Below are 15,214 nucleotides of genomic sequence, written 5' to 3'. Positions count from 1 at the left end.
ACTGTTCGCTTCCCTTTTCCGGCTGATTTTGTGCATGTTGCGGCATGGCAATGTCGTGAATCAAACGCTCTGGCCCGTTTTCATGTGCGGCCGGACGAACACAAAGAAGACAGGGAGAATGTCGATGAAGAAACTGAGTGTAAGCCTTTTGGCCATGACCGTCGCCGGATCGGCCTATGCCGCCGATATGGGCGCCGTGGATGAGCCGATCAAACTGGCCATCAACGAATGGACCGGTCAGCACGTGACGACGCATGTGGCCGGCGAGATGCTGAAAGCTGCAGGCTATAACGTTGAATACGTTACCGCGGGCATGATGAACCAGTTCCAGGCGCTGGCCGATGGCGATATCGACGCAACGCTAGAGATCTGGTCTTCGAACGTATCGGATGAATACGCCAAGAAAGTCTCCGAAGGCACCGTGGTTGAGATCGGTGATCTGGGTCTGGATGCCAAGGAAGGCATCGCATACCCTGCTCACGTGGCAGATTTGTGCCCCGGTTTGCCTGCATGGGAAGCTCTAAAAGACTGCGCGCAGGTCTTTGCGACGGCAGAAACACTGCCTGGTGGCCGTCTGGTAGACTATCCGGCTGATTGGGGTACGCCGGGTGCGGACCGCATGACCGGTTTGGAACTGCCGTTCAAAGCTGTTCCTGCCGGGTCGGAAGGCGCTTTGATTGCCGAACTGCGTGCCTCGACCGAGCGGAAATCACCATTGCTGATCACCTTCTGGCAACCGCATTGGGCGATGTCCGCCTATGACGTGCAATTCGTTGAACTGCCTGCCGGTGAAGAAGCCTGTTTCAACGATCCCGCATGGGGTCCGAACCCCAACGCGGTGAATGATTGTGACTTCTCGCCCTCGCGCATCTTCAAGGCCAGCTGGAGCGGCATGGAAGACAAGTGGCCCGCAGCTTATGAAATTCTGACCAACTATCAGTTGGCAGTCGAAGATCAGCAGCCGATGATGGGCGCGATTGACGTCGACGGCGGTAAGGTCGAGGAAGTCGTCGCCGCATGGATGGCAGAAAACGAAGGCAAGTGGCGTCCGGTTGTTGACGCGGCAACTCAGTGAGTCTGCCTAAGTGACTGACGCGCAAACACCTGCCATTGCCTGCCAGAATCTCTGGCAGGTCTTTGGCCCCGGTGCAGACAAGGCCCTGACCGACGCGCTGTCTCGGTCAGGGAATGACGCCGACAAAGCCGCCACAGACTTGCGCGAACGCGGGTTCATTCCCGCCGTGCAGGATGCCAATTTCGAGGTCAAAGAGGGGGAGCTTTTCGTTATCATGGGCCTGTCGGGTTCGGGTAAATCGACGCTGATCCGCTGTATCTCGCAATTGCTGCCCGGCACGGGTGGAGAAATCCGCGTGGATGGCGAGAACGTTATTGGAGCCTCGAAAAAGGTACTGACGGACCTGCGCCGCAAAAAGCTGGGCATGGTGTTCCAACATTTCGGCCTGTTCCCCCATATGACCGTCGCCGAAAACGTGGCCTATCCGCTGCGTGTTCAAGGCGTTGGTAAAAAGGAACGTCTGGCCCGCGCGCAAGAGGTGATCTCATTGGTCGGCCTTGAGGGGCGCGAAGACAGCTTCCCACGGCAGCTATCGGGCGGTCAGAGGCAACGTGTGGGCATCGCCCGCAGTCTTGCCGTGAACCCCGACATTTGGTTTTTGGATGAGCCGTTCTCGGCCCTCGATCCCCTGATCCGTCGTCAGTTGCAGGACGAATTCCTGCGCATACAGGCGACGTTGAAGAAATCCATCGTCTTTATCACTCACGATATCCAAGAGGCGCTGAAACTGGCCGACCGCATCGCGATCATGCGCGATGGCAAGATCGTGCAGATCGGCACGCCCACCGATATCGTGCTGCGCCCGGTCGATGACTACGTGCGCGAATTCTCGAAAGACGTCGCCAAGGGCCAGCACGCCAAGGTCGCCTCAGTCATGCGCGACGACTCCGAGCGTGGCCCGGATGATCCCGGCTTGACGACCAGCATGACCCTGGACGCCGCATTGGCGCATTGTATGGAGCTGTATGAACCCGTGCCCGTGCGGGATGACGCGGGCAATATCGTCGGTACGGTTCACCCGTCCGATCTGGCTGCAGCGCTGCAGGTGGATGAGACATGACGGTGATCACGGACATCCCTGCGCAGGCACGCCTGACGATTGGGGCCAAAGCGGCACTGATCACCGTTATCGTCGGAGCGCTGTGTTTGGCGCTTGAGGGCATTGCCCCGTGGTTGGTCAAATGGCCCGCCGCATGGGAGTTGCCGGCGACGCAGTGGGTCGGAGCCTTCCTGGACTGGTTCCTGAACGGCATCAAACCGGCGATGCGGTTGTTTTCCGACCTGATGACCTATCCGATGGACGCGGCCAATTTCGTACTTGCGAACACACCATGGCCGATCCTGATCGGGCTTGTCACCGCGCTGGGCTGGTATCTGGGCGGGCTGCCAATGGCTGCGCTGGGGTTCTTCGGCCTCAGCTTCGTGCTGGCCTCGGGCTATTGGGCTGAAAGTATGAACACTCTGGCGCTGGTGGCCGTTTCGGTTCCCGTGGCGCTGGTTGTGGGTGGAGGGATCGGCATTCTGGCTAATGAGATACCCCGCGTGAAAAACTTTGTTCAGGCCGTGCTGGACGTCATGCAGACGGTGCCAACCTTCGCCTATCTGACACCTTTGCTTCTGCTCTTTGGCTTCGGCCCGGTTGTTGGTCTGATCGCCTCGGCCATCTACGCGGCACCGCCCATGGCACGCAATGTGATGCTGGGGCTGGAACGGGTCGAACCCGAGATCAAAGAGGCCGCCATCATGTCCGGCGGAACCCGGTTCCAGCAACTGTTTCAGGTGGAAATCCCGGCGGCTGCGACCCAAATCATGGTTGGCGTGAACCAATGCCTGATGGCGGCTTTGTCGATGGTAATCATCGCGGCCGTGATCGGAGGGTTCAACGATATCGGCTGGGAGGTCCTGCTGACCATGCGCAAGGCGCAGTTCGGCGAATCCTTGATGGCCGGTCTGGTTATCGTGGTGTTTGCCGTCGTCATTGACCGGATGAGCGGAACGCTGGCCACCGAGCGCAAACGCTATGACCAGCGAGTCGTCTGGGCGGTTCTGGGCTTTACTGTGCTGTTCACTGCGGCCTTCTGGCTGTGGCTGCCGAACCCCTCTGAACTCACCCTGCTGGACCCGCTAGCCGGGGCCATCGACAGTGGCTTGACCACCTTCACTCAGGCCAACGGCCCTTGGCTGGATGCGCTCAAGAACAACTCGCTGTTCTATGTGCTGCTGCCACTGCGGATTGGTCTCGACCAAGCGGTGCTGCCGTTCACATGGGGCTTTCAGTGGACACCGGGCATGAGCTACGGCCTGTTCGCTGCGGCTGCTGTCATCGCTGCGCTGATGGCGTGGCGTGGGCACCTGACCGGAGGGCTGGTTGTGCTGATCCTGATCGGCATGTTGGAAACCGGCATTGCGAACCTGCCATGGCCCTTTGTCCTAACCGGTGCCGCTGCCCTCAGCTATGTGGCGGGGGGCTGGCGACTGGCGGCGCTGTCCGTGGGGCTGCTTTGCACCATCCTTGTTTCGGGCCTTTGGGAGCGCGCCTTGCTGTCGCTTTACCTCAGCGGTGCGGCGGTGTTTTCCTGTGCCGTGGTCGGCGGGCTGATCGGTCTGGCCAGCGCGGTTTGGGAACCCGTTTGGAAAATCGTACGTCCGATCTGTGACATGCTGCAGACGATCCCGCTGTTCGTGTTCCTGATCCCGGTGCTGATGGTGTTTCAGATCGGTGAGTTCTCTGCCTTTCTGGCGATCTGCGCTTATGCGATCGTGCCGATGATCCGCTACACGCGGCACGGCTTGGTCAACACCCCAGCCGAGATGATGGAGGCCGCCATTTCCAGCGGCGCGACCGAGTGGCAGATCATGCGCGATGTCCGCGCGCCCTATGCCGCGCCGACCATCCTGCTGGGGCTGAACCAAACCATCCTGTATGCCTTTGCGATGCTGGTGATCGCGGCGCTGATCGGCACCACCGGTCTTGGCCAATCTATCTATCTGGCACTGGGTCAAGCAGATGTGGGGCTTGGCATCTCGGCAGGCGCGGCCATGGCCATACTTGCGCTGATTGCAGACCGTATGGTGCAGGGCTTTGCCGGGGAACGCCGCAAGGCGCTGGGCCTGTAACAAAGGGCAGGCGGCGGCGCGACCGCCCCGCCCGCCACTTGATTTCGGACAAAGACGGCCCCATCCAACGGGGCTAAACCGAACGCAACAGGTTCGGAGCATCTTATGACCGGTTGGGTTCTCTTCCTTGCAGCGCTGATCACCTTTCTGCTGACACATGCCATCCCGGCGCGTCCCGCCGTACGCGGGCATTTGATCACGGCGCTGGGGCGCAAGGGGTACTTCGCGGCTTATTCCGTGCTGTCACTTCTGGTTTTGGGCTGGTTGATTATCGCTGCCGCCCGGGCGCCGTATGTCGAGGTAATCCCGCCTTGGGCGCTTTTCCGCTGGGTGCCTTTGCTGGTCATGCCGGTGGTTTGCTGGCTGGCCGTCTCCGGGATGGCGATCCAGAACCCGTTCTCGTTCGGCGGGCTGGGTCAGCGCGCGTTTGATCCGGAAAACCCGGGCATCCTGAGCAGCACGCGCCATCCGGTGCTGGCGGCGCTGATGCTTTGGGCACTGGCGCATCTGCTGGCCAATGGCAGCCTGTCGCATGTGATCCTGTTCGGTCTGTTTGGGGGCTTTGCCGCAATGGGTATGGCTCTGATCGACCGGCGCAAATCCCGCGAGATGGGCATCGAATGGGTCCGTCTGTCCCGGAACACCGCGCGCTTTTCCCTGCGCGCCCCGCATCCCTGGCCGCCCCTTTGGGTCTGGCTGGCCTCACTTGCTGCTTTTGCGGTTCTGCTTCACCTGCACGCAGCTGTGATCGGGCTTTCTCCGCTGCCGTAGCGCAGAAGAGTGGCCGGACCGCATCTTGCGTGCTATCTGGAATGTCACAGTTTTACGACGAGGGTCCCTGAATGTACCTGGCCTATGTAACCACCACCGATCGCGGCGCGACCGACCGCTTGCTAAGCGCGACCGCAGAACAGCTTTTGAAATCCGGTGCCCGGCTGTCGGGTGTGGTGCAAACCAACACCGAATGTGCCGACAACACCAAGTGCGATATGGACGTGCGTGTCCTGCCCGAAGGTGAGACTATCCGCATCTCGCAATCGCTGGGAACGCAGTCGCGCGGCTGCCGTCTGGACCCTGCCGCGCTGGAGCAAGCCGTGGGCTATGTCACGGCCTCGCTGGAGGATGCGCCGCAGTTGCTGATCGTCAACAAATTCGGGAAGCACGAAGCCGACGGGCGCGGCTTTCGTCCCGTCATCGCCGAGGCACTGGCACAGGACATCCCGGTTCTGGTCGGCGTGAATGGCCTGAACAAAGAGAAATTTCAGGACTTTACCGGCGGCGCCGCGGAAGAAATTGCACCAGATCTGGATGCGATCATCGACTGGTTCAACCGTGTTTCCGCTCAGCGGGCTGATGCTGCCTAAGCCAAGTCCTTTGCAGGTAAGTCGACAAAACGCCTTTGGTCCGCCAAGGGCGTTTTTTGCAAAAAGGCGATCGGGAAAGCCAGAAAACGCGACGCACCGAATGCAGCATGTTGCGCTTTGTCACCATCTGGGGAAGATGGTGGGCGACCCTGGAATCGAACCAGGCGTGCGTCTCCGCGAGGGAGTTACAGTCCCCTGCCACACCTTGCGGCCTGTCGCCCACTGTCAGGCGTTGCACCTGACGTGGAGGCGTGATTACTAGCGCCTTAAACGAGCGTCAACAGGAAAATACCGCTTTGGCGCAGGAAACCGAATTCCCGGCCCGGAGGCCCAAGAAATGAAGAAACCCAAGTGGGTCGTTGAAAAGGAACAGGCGCGCAAGGCGGCGGCTTCTGAAACCGTGTGGCTGTTCGGCCTGCACGCTGTGCGCGATGCCCTGATGAACCCGAAACGACAGAAACTGCGCCTGATCGTAACCCGGAATGCCCGTGACAAGTTGAACGAAGCCATTGAATTTGCAGGGGTCGAGGCCGAAATGGTCGATCCGCGAAAATTTACGGCTCCAATCGATCTCGGCTCGGTACATCAGGGCGCGGCGCTTGAGGTCAAGCCGCTGGACTGGGGCGGATTGGCCGAGAACTGTATCGGGCGTGAACACCCGCGTGTCATCCTGCTGGACCGTGTAACCGACCCACATAACGTGGGGGCGATTCTGCGCTCGGCCGAGGTCCTGGGGGCCAGTGCGGTCATCGGCACGCGGCATCACTCGGCCCCGGAAACTGGCGCTTTGGCCAAAACGGCCAGCGGCGCGTTGGAGCGGCAACCTTACCTGCGCATGCGCAATTTGGCCGATACCATTGTCGAGCTGCAGAATATGGGTTTTCTGGTCCTGGGCCTGGACGGAGAGGCCGAGCAAACAATTGAAGAGACGCTGGATGGCCGGTTCGACCAGCCGGTCGCCTTGGTGCTGGGGGCTGAGGGGCCGGGATTGCGGCAAAAGACCAAAGAAACCGTGGATCATCTGGTGAAAATCGACGCGGCGGGTGGTTTTGGGTCTCTGAACGTCTCAAATGCGGCGGCGATTGCCCTATATGCATCGAGACACAGATAGACAGGAGCGCGCCATTTCCACCCCTTCGAAAATTGCCACCTGCTGCTATTGCGGCACGCGGGCCGCATTGGTGCTGAAAGGCAAGCAGCGCCATGAGCTTAGTTGCTCAAGCTGCGGCGCCCCCTTGCACGACCTGAAAATGGTGCCCAAGCGCAAACTGCCCGAGCCCAAACCGGATCGCAGATACGAAAAGCCACGGAAAGCCAAAAAGAAGAAAAAGGGCGTATTCTCGCGCGTGTTCGATGAGGCGTGGGATGTGATAGAGGATATTTTCGACTAACTCAGTTTATTCGGGCACGACCGTTCACATCCGCGTTAATTGGGGTTTCAGATGCGTTAAAGAATTGCATCTTGATACCCTGACTTTCTAATGAACGCGCTATGATGATGAACCGACGTTTTCTCTTTGGTGCAATTTGTGCCGCTATGATTGCTCCTGCCGCGTTTGCGCAGGAATTGCCCGTTTTCTACAAAACGGACGGCGCAGCTATGGCCGGCTATGATGTGGTGTCCTATTTCGGGGATGGTGCACCTGTTCGCGGTCTGCCAGAGTATTCGGTCGTGTGGAAAGGGGCTGAATGGCACTTTGCAACAGCCGAAAACCAAGCCGCGTTTGAAATGAACCCACGGGCCTACGCCCCGCAATTCGGCGGCTATTGCGCCTATGCGATGGCACAGGGTGAGCTGGTCAGTACCGACCCAGCCCTGTGGCGTGTGATTGACGGGCGGCTCTATTTGACTCACTCGCGCGAGATTGAGCGTATGTGGATACAGGATACTGCCGGTTACATCGAAATGGCCGAGGCGCATTGGCCCGTTGTCCTTTACGAAAACTAGGCGAAGTTCCGCTTTTCGTGATCTGTCATCACAAAAATGCGCTCCCCCTCTTTTTTTTAACCAAGACATGCTTAAATGTCACAGTGACCGCGGAACGGAACTGCCGCGGGTCATTTCACTGTCCCTCGTTCCAACACCTTGCGCCCAGGTCTTTACCTGGGCGCTTTTTTCTTTGGTCCTTGGCGCATAAGGTGGCCGCATGACCGACTATACCGATGCTTTCCTGACTGACATCCTGAAACGTACCAAGACAGTGGCCGTTGTTGGTGTGTCGATGAATCCTGTGCGCCCCAGCTACTACGTGGCGCGCTACCTGTCGTTGAAAGGCTACACGGTCATTCCGGTCAATCCCGGACATGCGGGCAAAGACTTGTTCGGCAATACGGTGCGGGCGTCCCTGTCTGAAATCGACGAACCGGTCGATATGGTCGATATCTTTCGCCGGTCCGAGGCGGTTCCCCCGATCGTCGACGCGGCGTTGGACGCCTTCCCGAACCTGCGCACGATCTGGATGCAGATCGGCGTAGAACATCCCGAAGCGGCCGCCAAGGCGCAGGCGCGCGGGGTTGATGTTGTGATGAGCCGTTGCCCCAAGATCGAATACCAACGCCTGTTCGGAGAGCTGCGTATGGGTGGGTTCGCCACCGGAGTGATCTCATCCAAGCTTTGAGCTATTCGCCTGCATAGGGCAGCAGTGCACCGTATTGTTCGGCGCGTCGTTTTTCCAGAACGGTCTCGCGCGGGACCCAGTCATATCGGGTGTCCTCGGGCAGGGGGGACCAAAACAGGACGCCACCATACCGCCAGGGGTCCAGAATCACGCCGTCATACATCGTCTCGCCCTTGCGGCTGATGATCGCTGTGCTGTGGTCAATTCGAAATGGGTTGTCAGCATTCGCAATGGCGCGGTGCATCTCAAGCGTTCGGAACTGTTCCTGATCCAGGCGGCGTTCGATGTCCTCGGCCCAGTGCCAGCACAGCCCGCGGGGACGCAGGCCCTTGTTGACCTTGGCATTATGGATCAACGGAGGATCGGTGATCTGATATTCCTGCGCCAACTGTGCGGTATAGGCATAGGCGATCTGGGCCGCCCGGTCAGCCTCTTCAGGGTCGATGCCCGGCCCGAGGCTTCGTATTTCAGTGGCCAAACGCTGCACATCCTCCGGCGTCGACCGAGGAGCGGTCGCGCAAGCGCCCAGTACAACAAGGGCCAGCATGAACAAAATCGGCCTGATCAGCGCCAAGATTCCTAAGCGAAGGGTCATGCAGCCATCTTAAAGCGCGATTGTGACGGTCGTCACCCCTTTGAACGCGCAGCTTTTTCTGCGATGCCACTGATGCCTTGACGGCGAGCCAGTTCAGCCAGCACATCGTCTAGCGCCACGTCGCGGGCCGCCAGCATGACAAGCAGATGATACAGTACGTCCGCAGCCTCTGACGTCAACTTTTTCACGTCGCCTTTGGTGGCTTCGATAATCGCCTCGATGGCCTCTTCTCCGAACTTCTCGGCGCATTTTTCGGGGCCCTTCGCCAACAACTTGGCGGTCCAGCTGCTGTCGGGGTCAGCGTCTTTGCGGGACTCAATCGTGGCGGCCAGATCGTGCAGTATGCTCATGTCAGCCTCATCGGGATGCCTGCGGCGGCCATGTGTTCCTTGGCCTCGCGGATGGTGTATTCGCCGAAATGGAAGATCGAGGCTGCCAGGACGGCGCTGGCCCCGCCTTCGGTCACGCCTTCGACAAGATGGTCCAGATTGCCGACCCCGCCCGAGGCGATCACCGGCACGTCCACCGCATCGGAAATCGCGCGGGTCAGGGGCAGGTTGAACCCCGCCTTGGTGCCGTCGCGGTCCATCGAAGTCAGCAGAATCTCACCCGCGCCCTTGGCGACAACGGTTTTGGCAAACTCGACAGCGTCAATACCAGTGGGCTTGCGACCGCCATGCGTGAAAATCTCCCACTTGCCGGGGCTGACGGTTTTGGCGTCGATGGCGCAGACAATGCACTGGCTGCCGAACTGGTCCGCTGCTTCGGCGATGACAGCGGGGTTGGCCACGGCGGCCGAGTTGAAGCTGACCTTGTCCGCCCCCGCTAGCAGCAGCGCCCGAACGTCATCCTTGGTGCGCACGCCGCCGCCCACGGTCAGGGGGACAAAACACTGTTCCGCGGTGCGCTGCACTACATCGAACATGGTGCCTCGGTTTTCATGGGTGGCGTGGATGTCCAGAAAACAGATCTCATCCGCACCAGCCTCATCATAGGCTTTGGCCGATTCCACCGGATCGCCGGCATCGCGCAGACCCACGAAGTTTACGCCTTTGACTACGCGGCCATCAGCGACGTCCAGGCAGGGAATGATGCGGGTTTTCAGCATGGCGATGTCCTTTGTTGGCGCACCTGTAACGGCAAAGCCCCGCCGATGCCAGACTTGTGATTGTGATCTGCCGCGAAGCCGTGGAAATTAAGGACGAAATTCATGAAAAGGATTATCGAGATGCGACATCTTATTCTGGCTTCAATACTCACATTCGGAGGGGCACTGTCCGCCATGGCAGACGACATTATCAAAGTTGAAACAGACAAATCCGTGACCGAGGCGCTGGACGCGCTCGAGGCTGCCGTTGGCAATGCAGGCGCAACGGTCTTTGCCCGCGTTGACCACGCCGCAGGGGCCGAGAAGGTGGGCACGCCAATTCCAGCCAATCAGGTGCTGATCTTCGGCAACCCTGCGCTGGGCACGCCCGCCATGCAGATCGATCCGCGCGCCGGGCTGTTCCTGCCGCTGAAGGTTCAGGCTTATGAGGACGCCGAGGGGCAGGTCTGGCTGGCCTATGAGGACCCGAAAGAGACCTTGGACGATTTGAATGGCGTCTCTAACGCGCCCGTCGTCGAAAAGATGCGCGGCGCGCTGGCCAAGCTGACCGCCGCTGCCGCACAGTAAGTCACTTTAGGGCGCGAATGGCCTCGCTCAGGTCAATCGCGCCATCATAGAGTGCACGGCCCGAGATGGCGCCATTCAGCTCTACGCCGCAATCGCGCAGGGCGATCAGATCGTCCAACGAACTGACACCACCCGAAGCGATCACCGGGATCGATACGGCGCGGGCGAGGGCAGCTGTCGCCTCGATATTCGGGCCCTGCATCGCGCCGTCGCGGTTGATATCGGTATAGATGATGGCCGCGACGCCTGCGTCTTCAAAACTGCGGGCAAGGTCTGTGACCTGCACGTCTGTTTCCTCGGCCCAGCCTTTGGTGGCGACCATGCCGTTGCGTGCGTCGATTCCCACGGCGACCTTGCCGGGGAATTCGCGCGCCGCTTCGCGGACCAGATCGGGGTTTTCGACCGCCACGGTGCCCAGAATCACGCGAGCGAGCCCCTTGCTGATCCAGGTTTCGATCGTTTTCAGGTCACGAATCCCACCGCCCAGCTGCGCAGGAACTTTACAGGCGGCCAGAATCGCCTCGACCGGAGCAGCATTGACCGGCTCACCGGCAAAAGCACCGTTCAGATCAACCAGATGCAGCCATTCGCACCCGGCATCGACAAAGGCTTTAGCCTGCGCCGCGGGGTCGTCATTGAACACTGTTGCCTTCTCCATTTCACCGCGCAACAGGCGCACGGCCTGGCCGTCTTTGAGGTCGATGGCGGGGTAAAGGATCATATCGGGCCTTCTTTCACTGTCGTTGTGGCGGGATATCGCACAAGGCAGGTAGGGGATGCAACGCGACGCGGGGTCATAGTTGCTCACAGACCGATATTCGGGACAGACTATGGGGGTAAAAGGGAGATTTCTATGAAACACACGATCCTTGCGGCAGCAGCCCTGACGGCACTGGCAACCGTCGCGTCCGCCGATCCTGTAGATGGCATCTGGAAAACAGAGCCCGGTGATGACGGCGAATATCTGCACGTGTCGATTGCCGAGTGCGGCAGCGCAATCTGCGGCACCATCGATAGCGCTTTTGATGCGTCAGGCAACCAGGTATTGAACTACGAGCATGACGGCAAACAGATGATCTGGGACATGATTCCCGAAGGTGGCGGAGCCTATGACAACGGTAAGATCTGGGCACCGGACCGCGACAAAACGTATAACTCGAAAATGGCGCTGAGCGGCAACTCGTTGACCGTCAAAGGCTGTGTCGCGGGTGGTCTGATCTGCCGCGGCCAGACCTGGTCGCGCGTTCAGTAAGCCCTTATGGGGCCCAGGTTAGGAAGTTTCCGATCATGCGCAGCCCCACATCCTGACTTTTTTCAGGGTGGAACTGCATTCCAACCATTGTGTCACGGCCGATCACGGCCGTGACCTCCTGCCCATAGTCCACATAAGCCAGACGCTGCGCCGGGTCGGTGACCCTGAAGTGGTAGGAATGGACGAAATAGGTGTGATCGCCGGATTCCACTCCGTCAAACACCGGGTGATCGCTTTCCAGCACCAGATCGTTCCAGCCCATATGCGGCACTTTCAGCGCGCTGTCTGACGGCTCAATCCGCACAACATCGCCCGCAACCCAGCCCAGTCCGTCGGTGTCAGTGTATTCGTGGCCCGTTGACGCCATCAGCTGCATCCCGACGCAAATGCCCAGAAACGGGCGACCTTTTTGCTCCACCGCTTCAACCATAGCGTCGTGGATACCCTTGTGCCCACGCAGTTCGGCCGCACAGGCCGGAAAGGCTCCGTCACCGGGCAAGACTAACCTGTCGGCGCGCGCTACGACATCTGCATCCGAGGTCACAACAACCTCACCCGCATCCAATTCCCGCGCCATGCGCTGAAACGCCTTTTCGGCCGAGTGGAGGTTGCCGCTTTCGTAGTCGATGATCGCTGTCAGCATTTACAGCGCGCCTTTCGTGGACGGAATCGCATCCGCCTTACGCGGGTCGGTCTCGACCGCCAGGCGGAGGGCGCGGGCGACGGCCTTGAAGGCGGCCTCGGCGATGTGGTGGCTGTTGAAACCGTGCAGCTGGTCAATATGCAGCGTGACGCCGCCATGGGTGCTGAGCGCTTGAAAGAATTCGCGCACCAACTCGGTGTCGAACGTGCCGATCTTGGCTGTCGGCAGGTCCACGTTCCAGATCAGGAACGGACGGCCCGATAGATCCAGCGCGCAACGCACCTGTGCGTCATCCATAGGCAGATGGCATTCGCCGTACCGACGGATGCCTTTCTTGTCGCCCAGTGCTTGCGTCAGCGCCTGACCCAGCGCGATGCCGGTATCCTCGACCGTGTGGTGGTCGTCGATGTGATAGTCACCCTTGGCGCGGATGGTCATGTCGATCAGCGAGTGACGCGCCAGCTGATCCAGCATGTGATCGAAGAACCCCACACCGGTCTGATTGTCATAGGTGCCGGTGCCATCCAGATTGACCTCGACGGTGATCTCGGTCTCGGCGGTCTGACGGCTGATCTTTGCGCTGCGCATGGGCGAATTCCTTTTGCTACAGGCGCGCTTATAGACGGGGTAGGGCGGCCATATCCAGAGCGCATGCAGCATTCGCCGCAATCTGTTGCAGGGGATTGCACCCCGGCCCGCCCCGTGCCAGCTTGCGAGCAACTCAAACCAACAAGGTCCGGCCCATGTCCACCTGCGTTTTCATCCAGATCCGCTGCAAACCCGGCACCACTTACAAAGTGGCCGAAGAAATCGCTCTGCGCGAAATCCACTCCGAGCTGTACTCGACCAGCGGCGAATACGATCTGTTGCTGAAGCTTTACATCCCCGAGGCAGAGGATGTGGGCCATTTCATCAACGAAAATCTTCTGGTGATTCCCGGCATCGAACGATCACTGACTACAATGACGTTCAAGGCGTTCTAACCCAGTTCAAACGTTGTCACGCCGAAGATCCGGCTGAGGTCGATATCCGGTTCGTGATCGGAATACATCCGCGCGGTTTCGAACACTTTGTCCAATCCCAGTTGATCGGCCATGGCGAATGCTGCCACATTGGGTTGCGGCATGTCGACAAAGACATCGTGATCGCGATGATCCACGGGAATGGCTGCCAAGAGGCTTGCCAGCAGCGCCTGCGCTATTGCAGCGTCGTCGGCAAACAGCGGGCCAACCTTGTAGCCCGTCTTGCAGGGGCGCAGGGTGGCATAGCCCCTGATCTGGCCACTCTCGGTATAAACCCGAGAGATATGGCTGGTGGCCCCAAGCCAGCTTTGCAGGAAGTTGTCGCGCGCCGCTGGAAACAGTTGGCGGTCATAGGCTTTGAGAGCGTCGCTGGCGGTTGACAGCGAGGCTACACCATTGCCCAGAACTTGCCCCAGCTTGGGCAGCACATCCCGAACCCGCGCGCCGAAGCGGTAGTTGTTGTAGGCAAATGTGAAGCCGGATTTGCGATAGTTGTCCTGCTGTTCGACCACTCCATCCAGCCCCATATTGCGGCCTTCGCAATGGGCCAGCGCGTGGCCTGCGATTTCAAGCCCGTGACCATGGCTGCGATATTCCGGTCGGACAATGTAGAATCCCAGAAAGGAAAACGCATCGTCGTAATTCACGGCTGAGACCGAAGCGACCATCTCCCCATCCAGAAAACCGCCCATAAATCCGTCGGGGTCTGTGGGCCTGAAACACTCGGCATCGTGGACCCCGGGGTTCCAGCCTTCGCGGCCAGCCCAGTCCACGGCTTGTTTGACTTCCGCCTCGGTCAGAGGGCGGATGGTGTAGTTGGACATAATAACATCCTGCAATCGTTAACGACCTCAGAATGACGCAACATCCCGCAAGACACCAGTAAAGTTTGAAAAAATGCTGTATCTGGAGCGGGCGAGGCGATTCGAACGCCCGACCCTAACCTTGGCAAGGTTATGCTCTACCCCTGAGCTACGCCCGCATCAGATACATATGTTTTGGTCCGGAGACCTCTCAATGGAGCGGGCGAGGCGATTCGAACGCCCGACCCTAACCTTGGCAAGGTTATGCTCTACCCCTGAGCTACGCCCGCGCCGTTGAGTGAGGAGGGATGTATAAATTCCCACGCGGGGCTGCAAGCGGAAAAATACAAAAAAAAGGAAAAATCTTTCGACGGAAATGCCGGTCTGACGTGTTCAAGTCATAGAGCGTTGCAAAACCAACAGGATGGAGCAGAGGATATGACGCGTATAGCAGACATGAAAATGGCGTTGTTAGCCGCATTGATTGTTTTGACATCTGCATTTTGCGTGCAGGACGGTGACCGGTTGGGCGAGGCGGAACCGGAGCTTATGAAAGCTCCGAAGATTGAAACACGCGTTCTGATGGGATGATCCCGGCAACAGCGGCTAAAGCGCCAGAACAAGGTTCGCGAGAGCGGCGACCAGAAGAGCGGTGAATGTCAGCACCATACCAAGCTGTCGAAAGATAACGATCTGCGGGGTTTTGCCGAACCCATAGGCATGCAGGACGCGCCCGGCCAGCAAACTCAGCCCCAGCAGATTGACGAGCAGGCCGCTTGCGCCCTGAAGCTCGACCATGGCGATCAGCAGCAGCGCGAACGGGGTGTATTCGACGAAGTTGGAATGGGTTCGGATCGCCTTGAGCATCTCGCTATTGCCGGAATCACCGTAAGAGATCTTGTGGCCACGGCGTTTAGTGATGATCCAACCGCTGAGAGCGATGTAGATGAGCGCCAGGACGGCGGCGTAGATAGGTGTGATGGACAGCATGTTTTTCTCCCTGACGCATGAAAAGGGCCGTCCGGATTTCCGGGCGGCCCTCCAGTTGGA

The 15,214-nt window shown here is 59.3% G+C and carries 21 protein-coding genes and 3 tRNA genes; 13 read left to right on the top strand and 11 right to left on the bottom strand.

The window, feature by feature from the left end; translation table 11 throughout:
- Nucleotides 1–124 precede the first annotated feature (124 nt).
- The 5 genes from ACR0L1_RS02310 (at nucleotide 125) to ACR0L1_RS02290 (ending at nucleotide 5,556) form a co-directional block, all read left to right on the top strand.
- Entirely contained in the window at nucleotides 125–1,075 is a 951-nt protein-coding gene (locus tag ACR0L1_RS02310) for an ABC transporter substrate-binding protein (RefSeq protein ID WP_480503190.1), read from the top strand.
- Between the two features lie 10 nt (nucleotides 1,076–1,085).
- Nucleotides 1,086–2,135: a quaternary amine ABC transporter ATP-binding protein gene (locus tag ACR0L1_RS02305; protein WP_480503189.1), complete on the top strand. Its 1,050-nt coding sequence runs from the start codon at nucleotides 1,086–1,088 to the stop codon at nucleotides 2,133–2,135.
- On the top strand, nucleotides 2,132–4,192 hold the full coding sequence (locus tag ACR0L1_RS02300) for an ABC transporter permease (protein ID WP_480856931.1): 2,061 nt from the start codon (nucleotides 2,132–2,134) through the stop codon (nucleotides 4,190–4,192). Before ACR0L1_RS02305 ends, ACR0L1_RS02300 begins: the two co-directional genes overlap by 4 nt.
- A 105-nt stretch (nucleotides 4,193–4,297) precedes the next feature.
- A complete protein-coding gene (locus ACR0L1_RS02295) occupies nucleotides 4,298–4,963 on the top strand; it encodes an NnrU family protein (protein ID WP_170788307.1) in 666 nt (221 codons plus the stop codon).
- A 71-nt stretch (nucleotides 4,964–5,034) separates the two neighbouring features.
- Complete coding sequence (locus tag ACR0L1_RS02290; RefSeq protein ID WP_170788308.1) at nucleotides 5,035–5,556, top strand: DUF2478 domain-containing protein; 522 nt, start codon at nucleotides 5,035–5,037, stop codon at nucleotides 5,554–5,556.
- A gap of 137 nt (nucleotides 5,557–5,693) precedes the next feature.
- Here ACR0L1_RS02290 and ACR0L1_RS02285 read toward each other — a convergent pair.
- A tRNA-Tyr gene (locus tag ACR0L1_RS02285) sits at nucleotides 5,694–5,777 on the bottom strand.
- 116 nt (nucleotides 5,778–5,893) lie between these two features.
- On the opposite strand from ACR0L1_RS02285, the gene rlmB reads away from it, so the two are divergent.
- The 4 genes from rlmB (at nucleotide 5,894) to ACR0L1_RS02265 (ending at nucleotide 8,174) form a co-directional block, all read left to right on the top strand.
- Nucleotides 5,894–6,667, top strand: a complete 774-nt coding sequence (rlmB, locus tag ACR0L1_RS02280) for a 23S rRNA (guanosine(2251)-2'-O)-methyltransferase RlmB (RefSeq protein ID WP_480856929.1) — start codon at nucleotides 5,894–5,896, stop codon at nucleotides 6,665–6,667.
- Nucleotides 6,668–6,791: 124 nt separating this feature from the next.
- Nucleotides 6,792–6,947, top strand: a complete 156-nt coding sequence (locus ACR0L1_RS02275; protein WP_480856927.1) for a hypothetical protein — start codon at nucleotides 6,792–6,794, stop codon at nucleotides 6,945–6,947.
- 146 nt (nucleotides 6,948–7,093) lie between these two features.
- Nucleotides 7,094–7,504 carry a YHS domain-containing (seleno)protein gene (locus tag ACR0L1_RS02270; protein ID WP_170769183.1) on the top strand — a complete coding sequence of 137 codons (411 nt, stop codon included), beginning with the start codon at nucleotides 7,094–7,096 and terminating at the stop codon, nucleotides 7,502–7,504.
- Nucleotides 7,505–7,703: 199 nt separating this feature from the next.
- Entirely contained in the window at nucleotides 7,704–8,174 is a 471-nt protein-coding gene (locus ACR0L1_RS02265) for a CoA-binding protein (RefSeq protein WP_170769184.1), read from the top strand.
- Between the two features lies 1 nt (nucleotide 8,175).
- On the opposite strand, the gene ACR0L1_RS02260 is transcribed toward ACR0L1_RS02265, so the two are convergent.
- The 3 genes from ACR0L1_RS02260 to hisF are packed head-to-tail and all read right to left on the bottom strand — an operon-like array spanning nucleotide 8,176 to nucleotide 9,877.
- Complete coding sequence (locus tag ACR0L1_RS02260) at nucleotides 8,176–8,769, bottom strand: hypothetical protein (RefSeq protein WP_237217130.1); 594 nt, start codon at nucleotides 8,767–8,769, stop codon at nucleotides 8,176–8,178.
- Between the two features lie 32 nt (nucleotides 8,770–8,801).
- On the bottom strand, nucleotides 8,802–9,119 hold the full coding sequence (locus ACR0L1_RS02255) for a phosphoribosyl-ATP diphosphatase (RefSeq protein WP_480856924.1): 318 nt from the start codon (nucleotides 9,117–9,119) through the stop codon (nucleotides 8,802–8,804).
- Nucleotides 9,116–9,877, bottom strand: coding sequence for an imidazole glycerol phosphate synthase subunit HisF (hisF, locus tag ACR0L1_RS02250; RefSeq protein ID WP_170784078.1), 762 nt, complete (start codon nucleotides 9,875–9,877; stop codon nucleotides 9,116–9,118). The genes ACR0L1_RS02255 and hisF overlap by 4 nt, the downstream gene beginning before the upstream one ends.
- A 174-nt stretch (nucleotides 9,878–10,051) precedes the next feature.
- Here hisF and ACR0L1_RS02245 point away from each other — a divergent pair, with 174 nt between their 5' ends.
- Nucleotides 10,052–10,444, top strand: a complete 393-nt coding sequence (locus ACR0L1_RS02245; RefSeq protein WP_170769827.1) for a DUF302 domain-containing protein — start codon at nucleotides 10,052–10,054, stop codon at nucleotides 10,442–10,444.
- A gap of 1 nt (nucleotide 10,445) precedes the next feature.
- On the opposite strand, the gene hisA is transcribed toward ACR0L1_RS02245, so the two are convergent.
- Entirely contained in the window at nucleotides 10,446–11,165 is a 720-nt protein-coding gene (hisA, locus tag ACR0L1_RS02240; RefSeq protein ID WP_480856922.1) for a 1-(5-phosphoribosyl)-5-[(5-phosphoribosylamino)methylideneamino]imidazole-4-carboxamide isomerase, read from the bottom strand.
- Between the two features lie 132 nt (nucleotides 11,166–11,297).
- Here hisA and ACR0L1_RS02235 point away from each other — a divergent pair, with 132 nt between their 5' ends.
- Nucleotides 11,298–11,696, top strand: coding sequence for a DUF2147 domain-containing protein (locus tag ACR0L1_RS02235; RefSeq protein WP_170784082.1), 399 nt, complete (start codon nucleotides 11,298–11,300; stop codon nucleotides 11,694–11,696).
- 4 nt (nucleotides 11,697–11,700) lie between these two features.
- Here the strand turns inward: ACR0L1_RS02235 and hisH are convergent, their stop codons facing one another.
- Both hisH and hisB read right to left on the bottom strand, forming a co-directional pair.
- Nucleotides 11,701–12,339, bottom strand: a complete 639-nt coding sequence (gene hisH, locus ACR0L1_RS02230) for an imidazole glycerol phosphate synthase subunit HisH (protein ID WP_480503180.1) — start codon at nucleotides 12,337–12,339, stop codon at nucleotides 11,701–11,703.
- Nucleotides 12,340–12,927 carry an imidazoleglycerol-phosphate dehydratase HisB gene (gene hisB, locus ACR0L1_RS02225; protein WP_170769190.1) on the bottom strand — a complete coding sequence of 196 codons (588 nt, stop codon included), beginning with the start codon at nucleotides 12,925–12,927 and terminating at the stop codon, nucleotides 12,340–12,342.
- A gap of 155 nt (nucleotides 12,928–13,082) precedes the next feature.
- Here hisB and ACR0L1_RS02220 point away from each other — a divergent pair, with 155 nt between their 5' ends.
- The gene (locus ACR0L1_RS02220; protein WP_170769191.1) at nucleotides 13,083–13,322 is read left to right on the top strand and encodes an Lrp/AsnC family transcriptional regulator; all 240 of its coding nucleotides are present in this window, start codon (nucleotides 13,083–13,085) and stop codon (nucleotides 13,320–13,322) included.
- On the opposite strand, the gene ACR0L1_RS02215 is transcribed toward ACR0L1_RS02220, so the two are convergent.
- From ACR0L1_RS02215 to ACR0L1_RS02205, 3 genes are all read right to left on the bottom strand, one after another.
- Complete coding sequence (locus ACR0L1_RS02215; RefSeq protein ID WP_170784086.1) at nucleotides 13,319–14,185, bottom strand: GNAT family N-acetyltransferase; 867 nt, start codon at nucleotides 14,183–14,185, stop codon at nucleotides 13,319–13,321. The genes ACR0L1_RS02220 and ACR0L1_RS02215 overlap by 4 nt on opposite strands.
- An 83-nt stretch (nucleotides 14,186–14,268) precedes the next feature.
- Nucleotides 14,269–14,343: transfer RNA gene (locus tag ACR0L1_RS02210), tRNA-Gly, on the bottom strand.
- Between the two features lie 36 nt (nucleotides 14,344–14,379).
- Nucleotides 14,380–14,454: transfer RNA gene (locus ACR0L1_RS02205), tRNA-Gly, on the bottom strand.
- A gap of 4 nt (nucleotides 14,455–14,458) precedes the next feature.
- On the opposite strand from ACR0L1_RS02205, the gene ACR0L1_RS02200 reads away from it, so the two are divergent.
- Complete coding sequence (locus tag ACR0L1_RS02200; RefSeq protein ID WP_480503179.1) at nucleotides 14,459–14,755, top strand: hypothetical protein; 297 nt, start codon at nucleotides 14,459–14,461, stop codon at nucleotides 14,753–14,755.
- 15 nt (nucleotides 14,756–14,770) lie between these two features.
- On the opposite strand, the gene ACR0L1_RS02195 is transcribed toward ACR0L1_RS02200, so the two are convergent.
- A complete protein-coding gene (locus ACR0L1_RS02195; RefSeq protein WP_480856918.1) occupies nucleotides 14,771–15,154 on the bottom strand; it encodes an MAPEG family protein in 384 nt (127 codons plus the stop codon).
- Nucleotides 15,155–15,214 lie beyond the last annotated feature (60 nt).

It is taken from the genome of Ruegeria sp. J8, assembly GCF_056531925.1.
The sequence above is the reverse complement of the archived record's forward strand: the minus strand, read 5'-3'. Positions and strand labels throughout refer to the sequence as shown.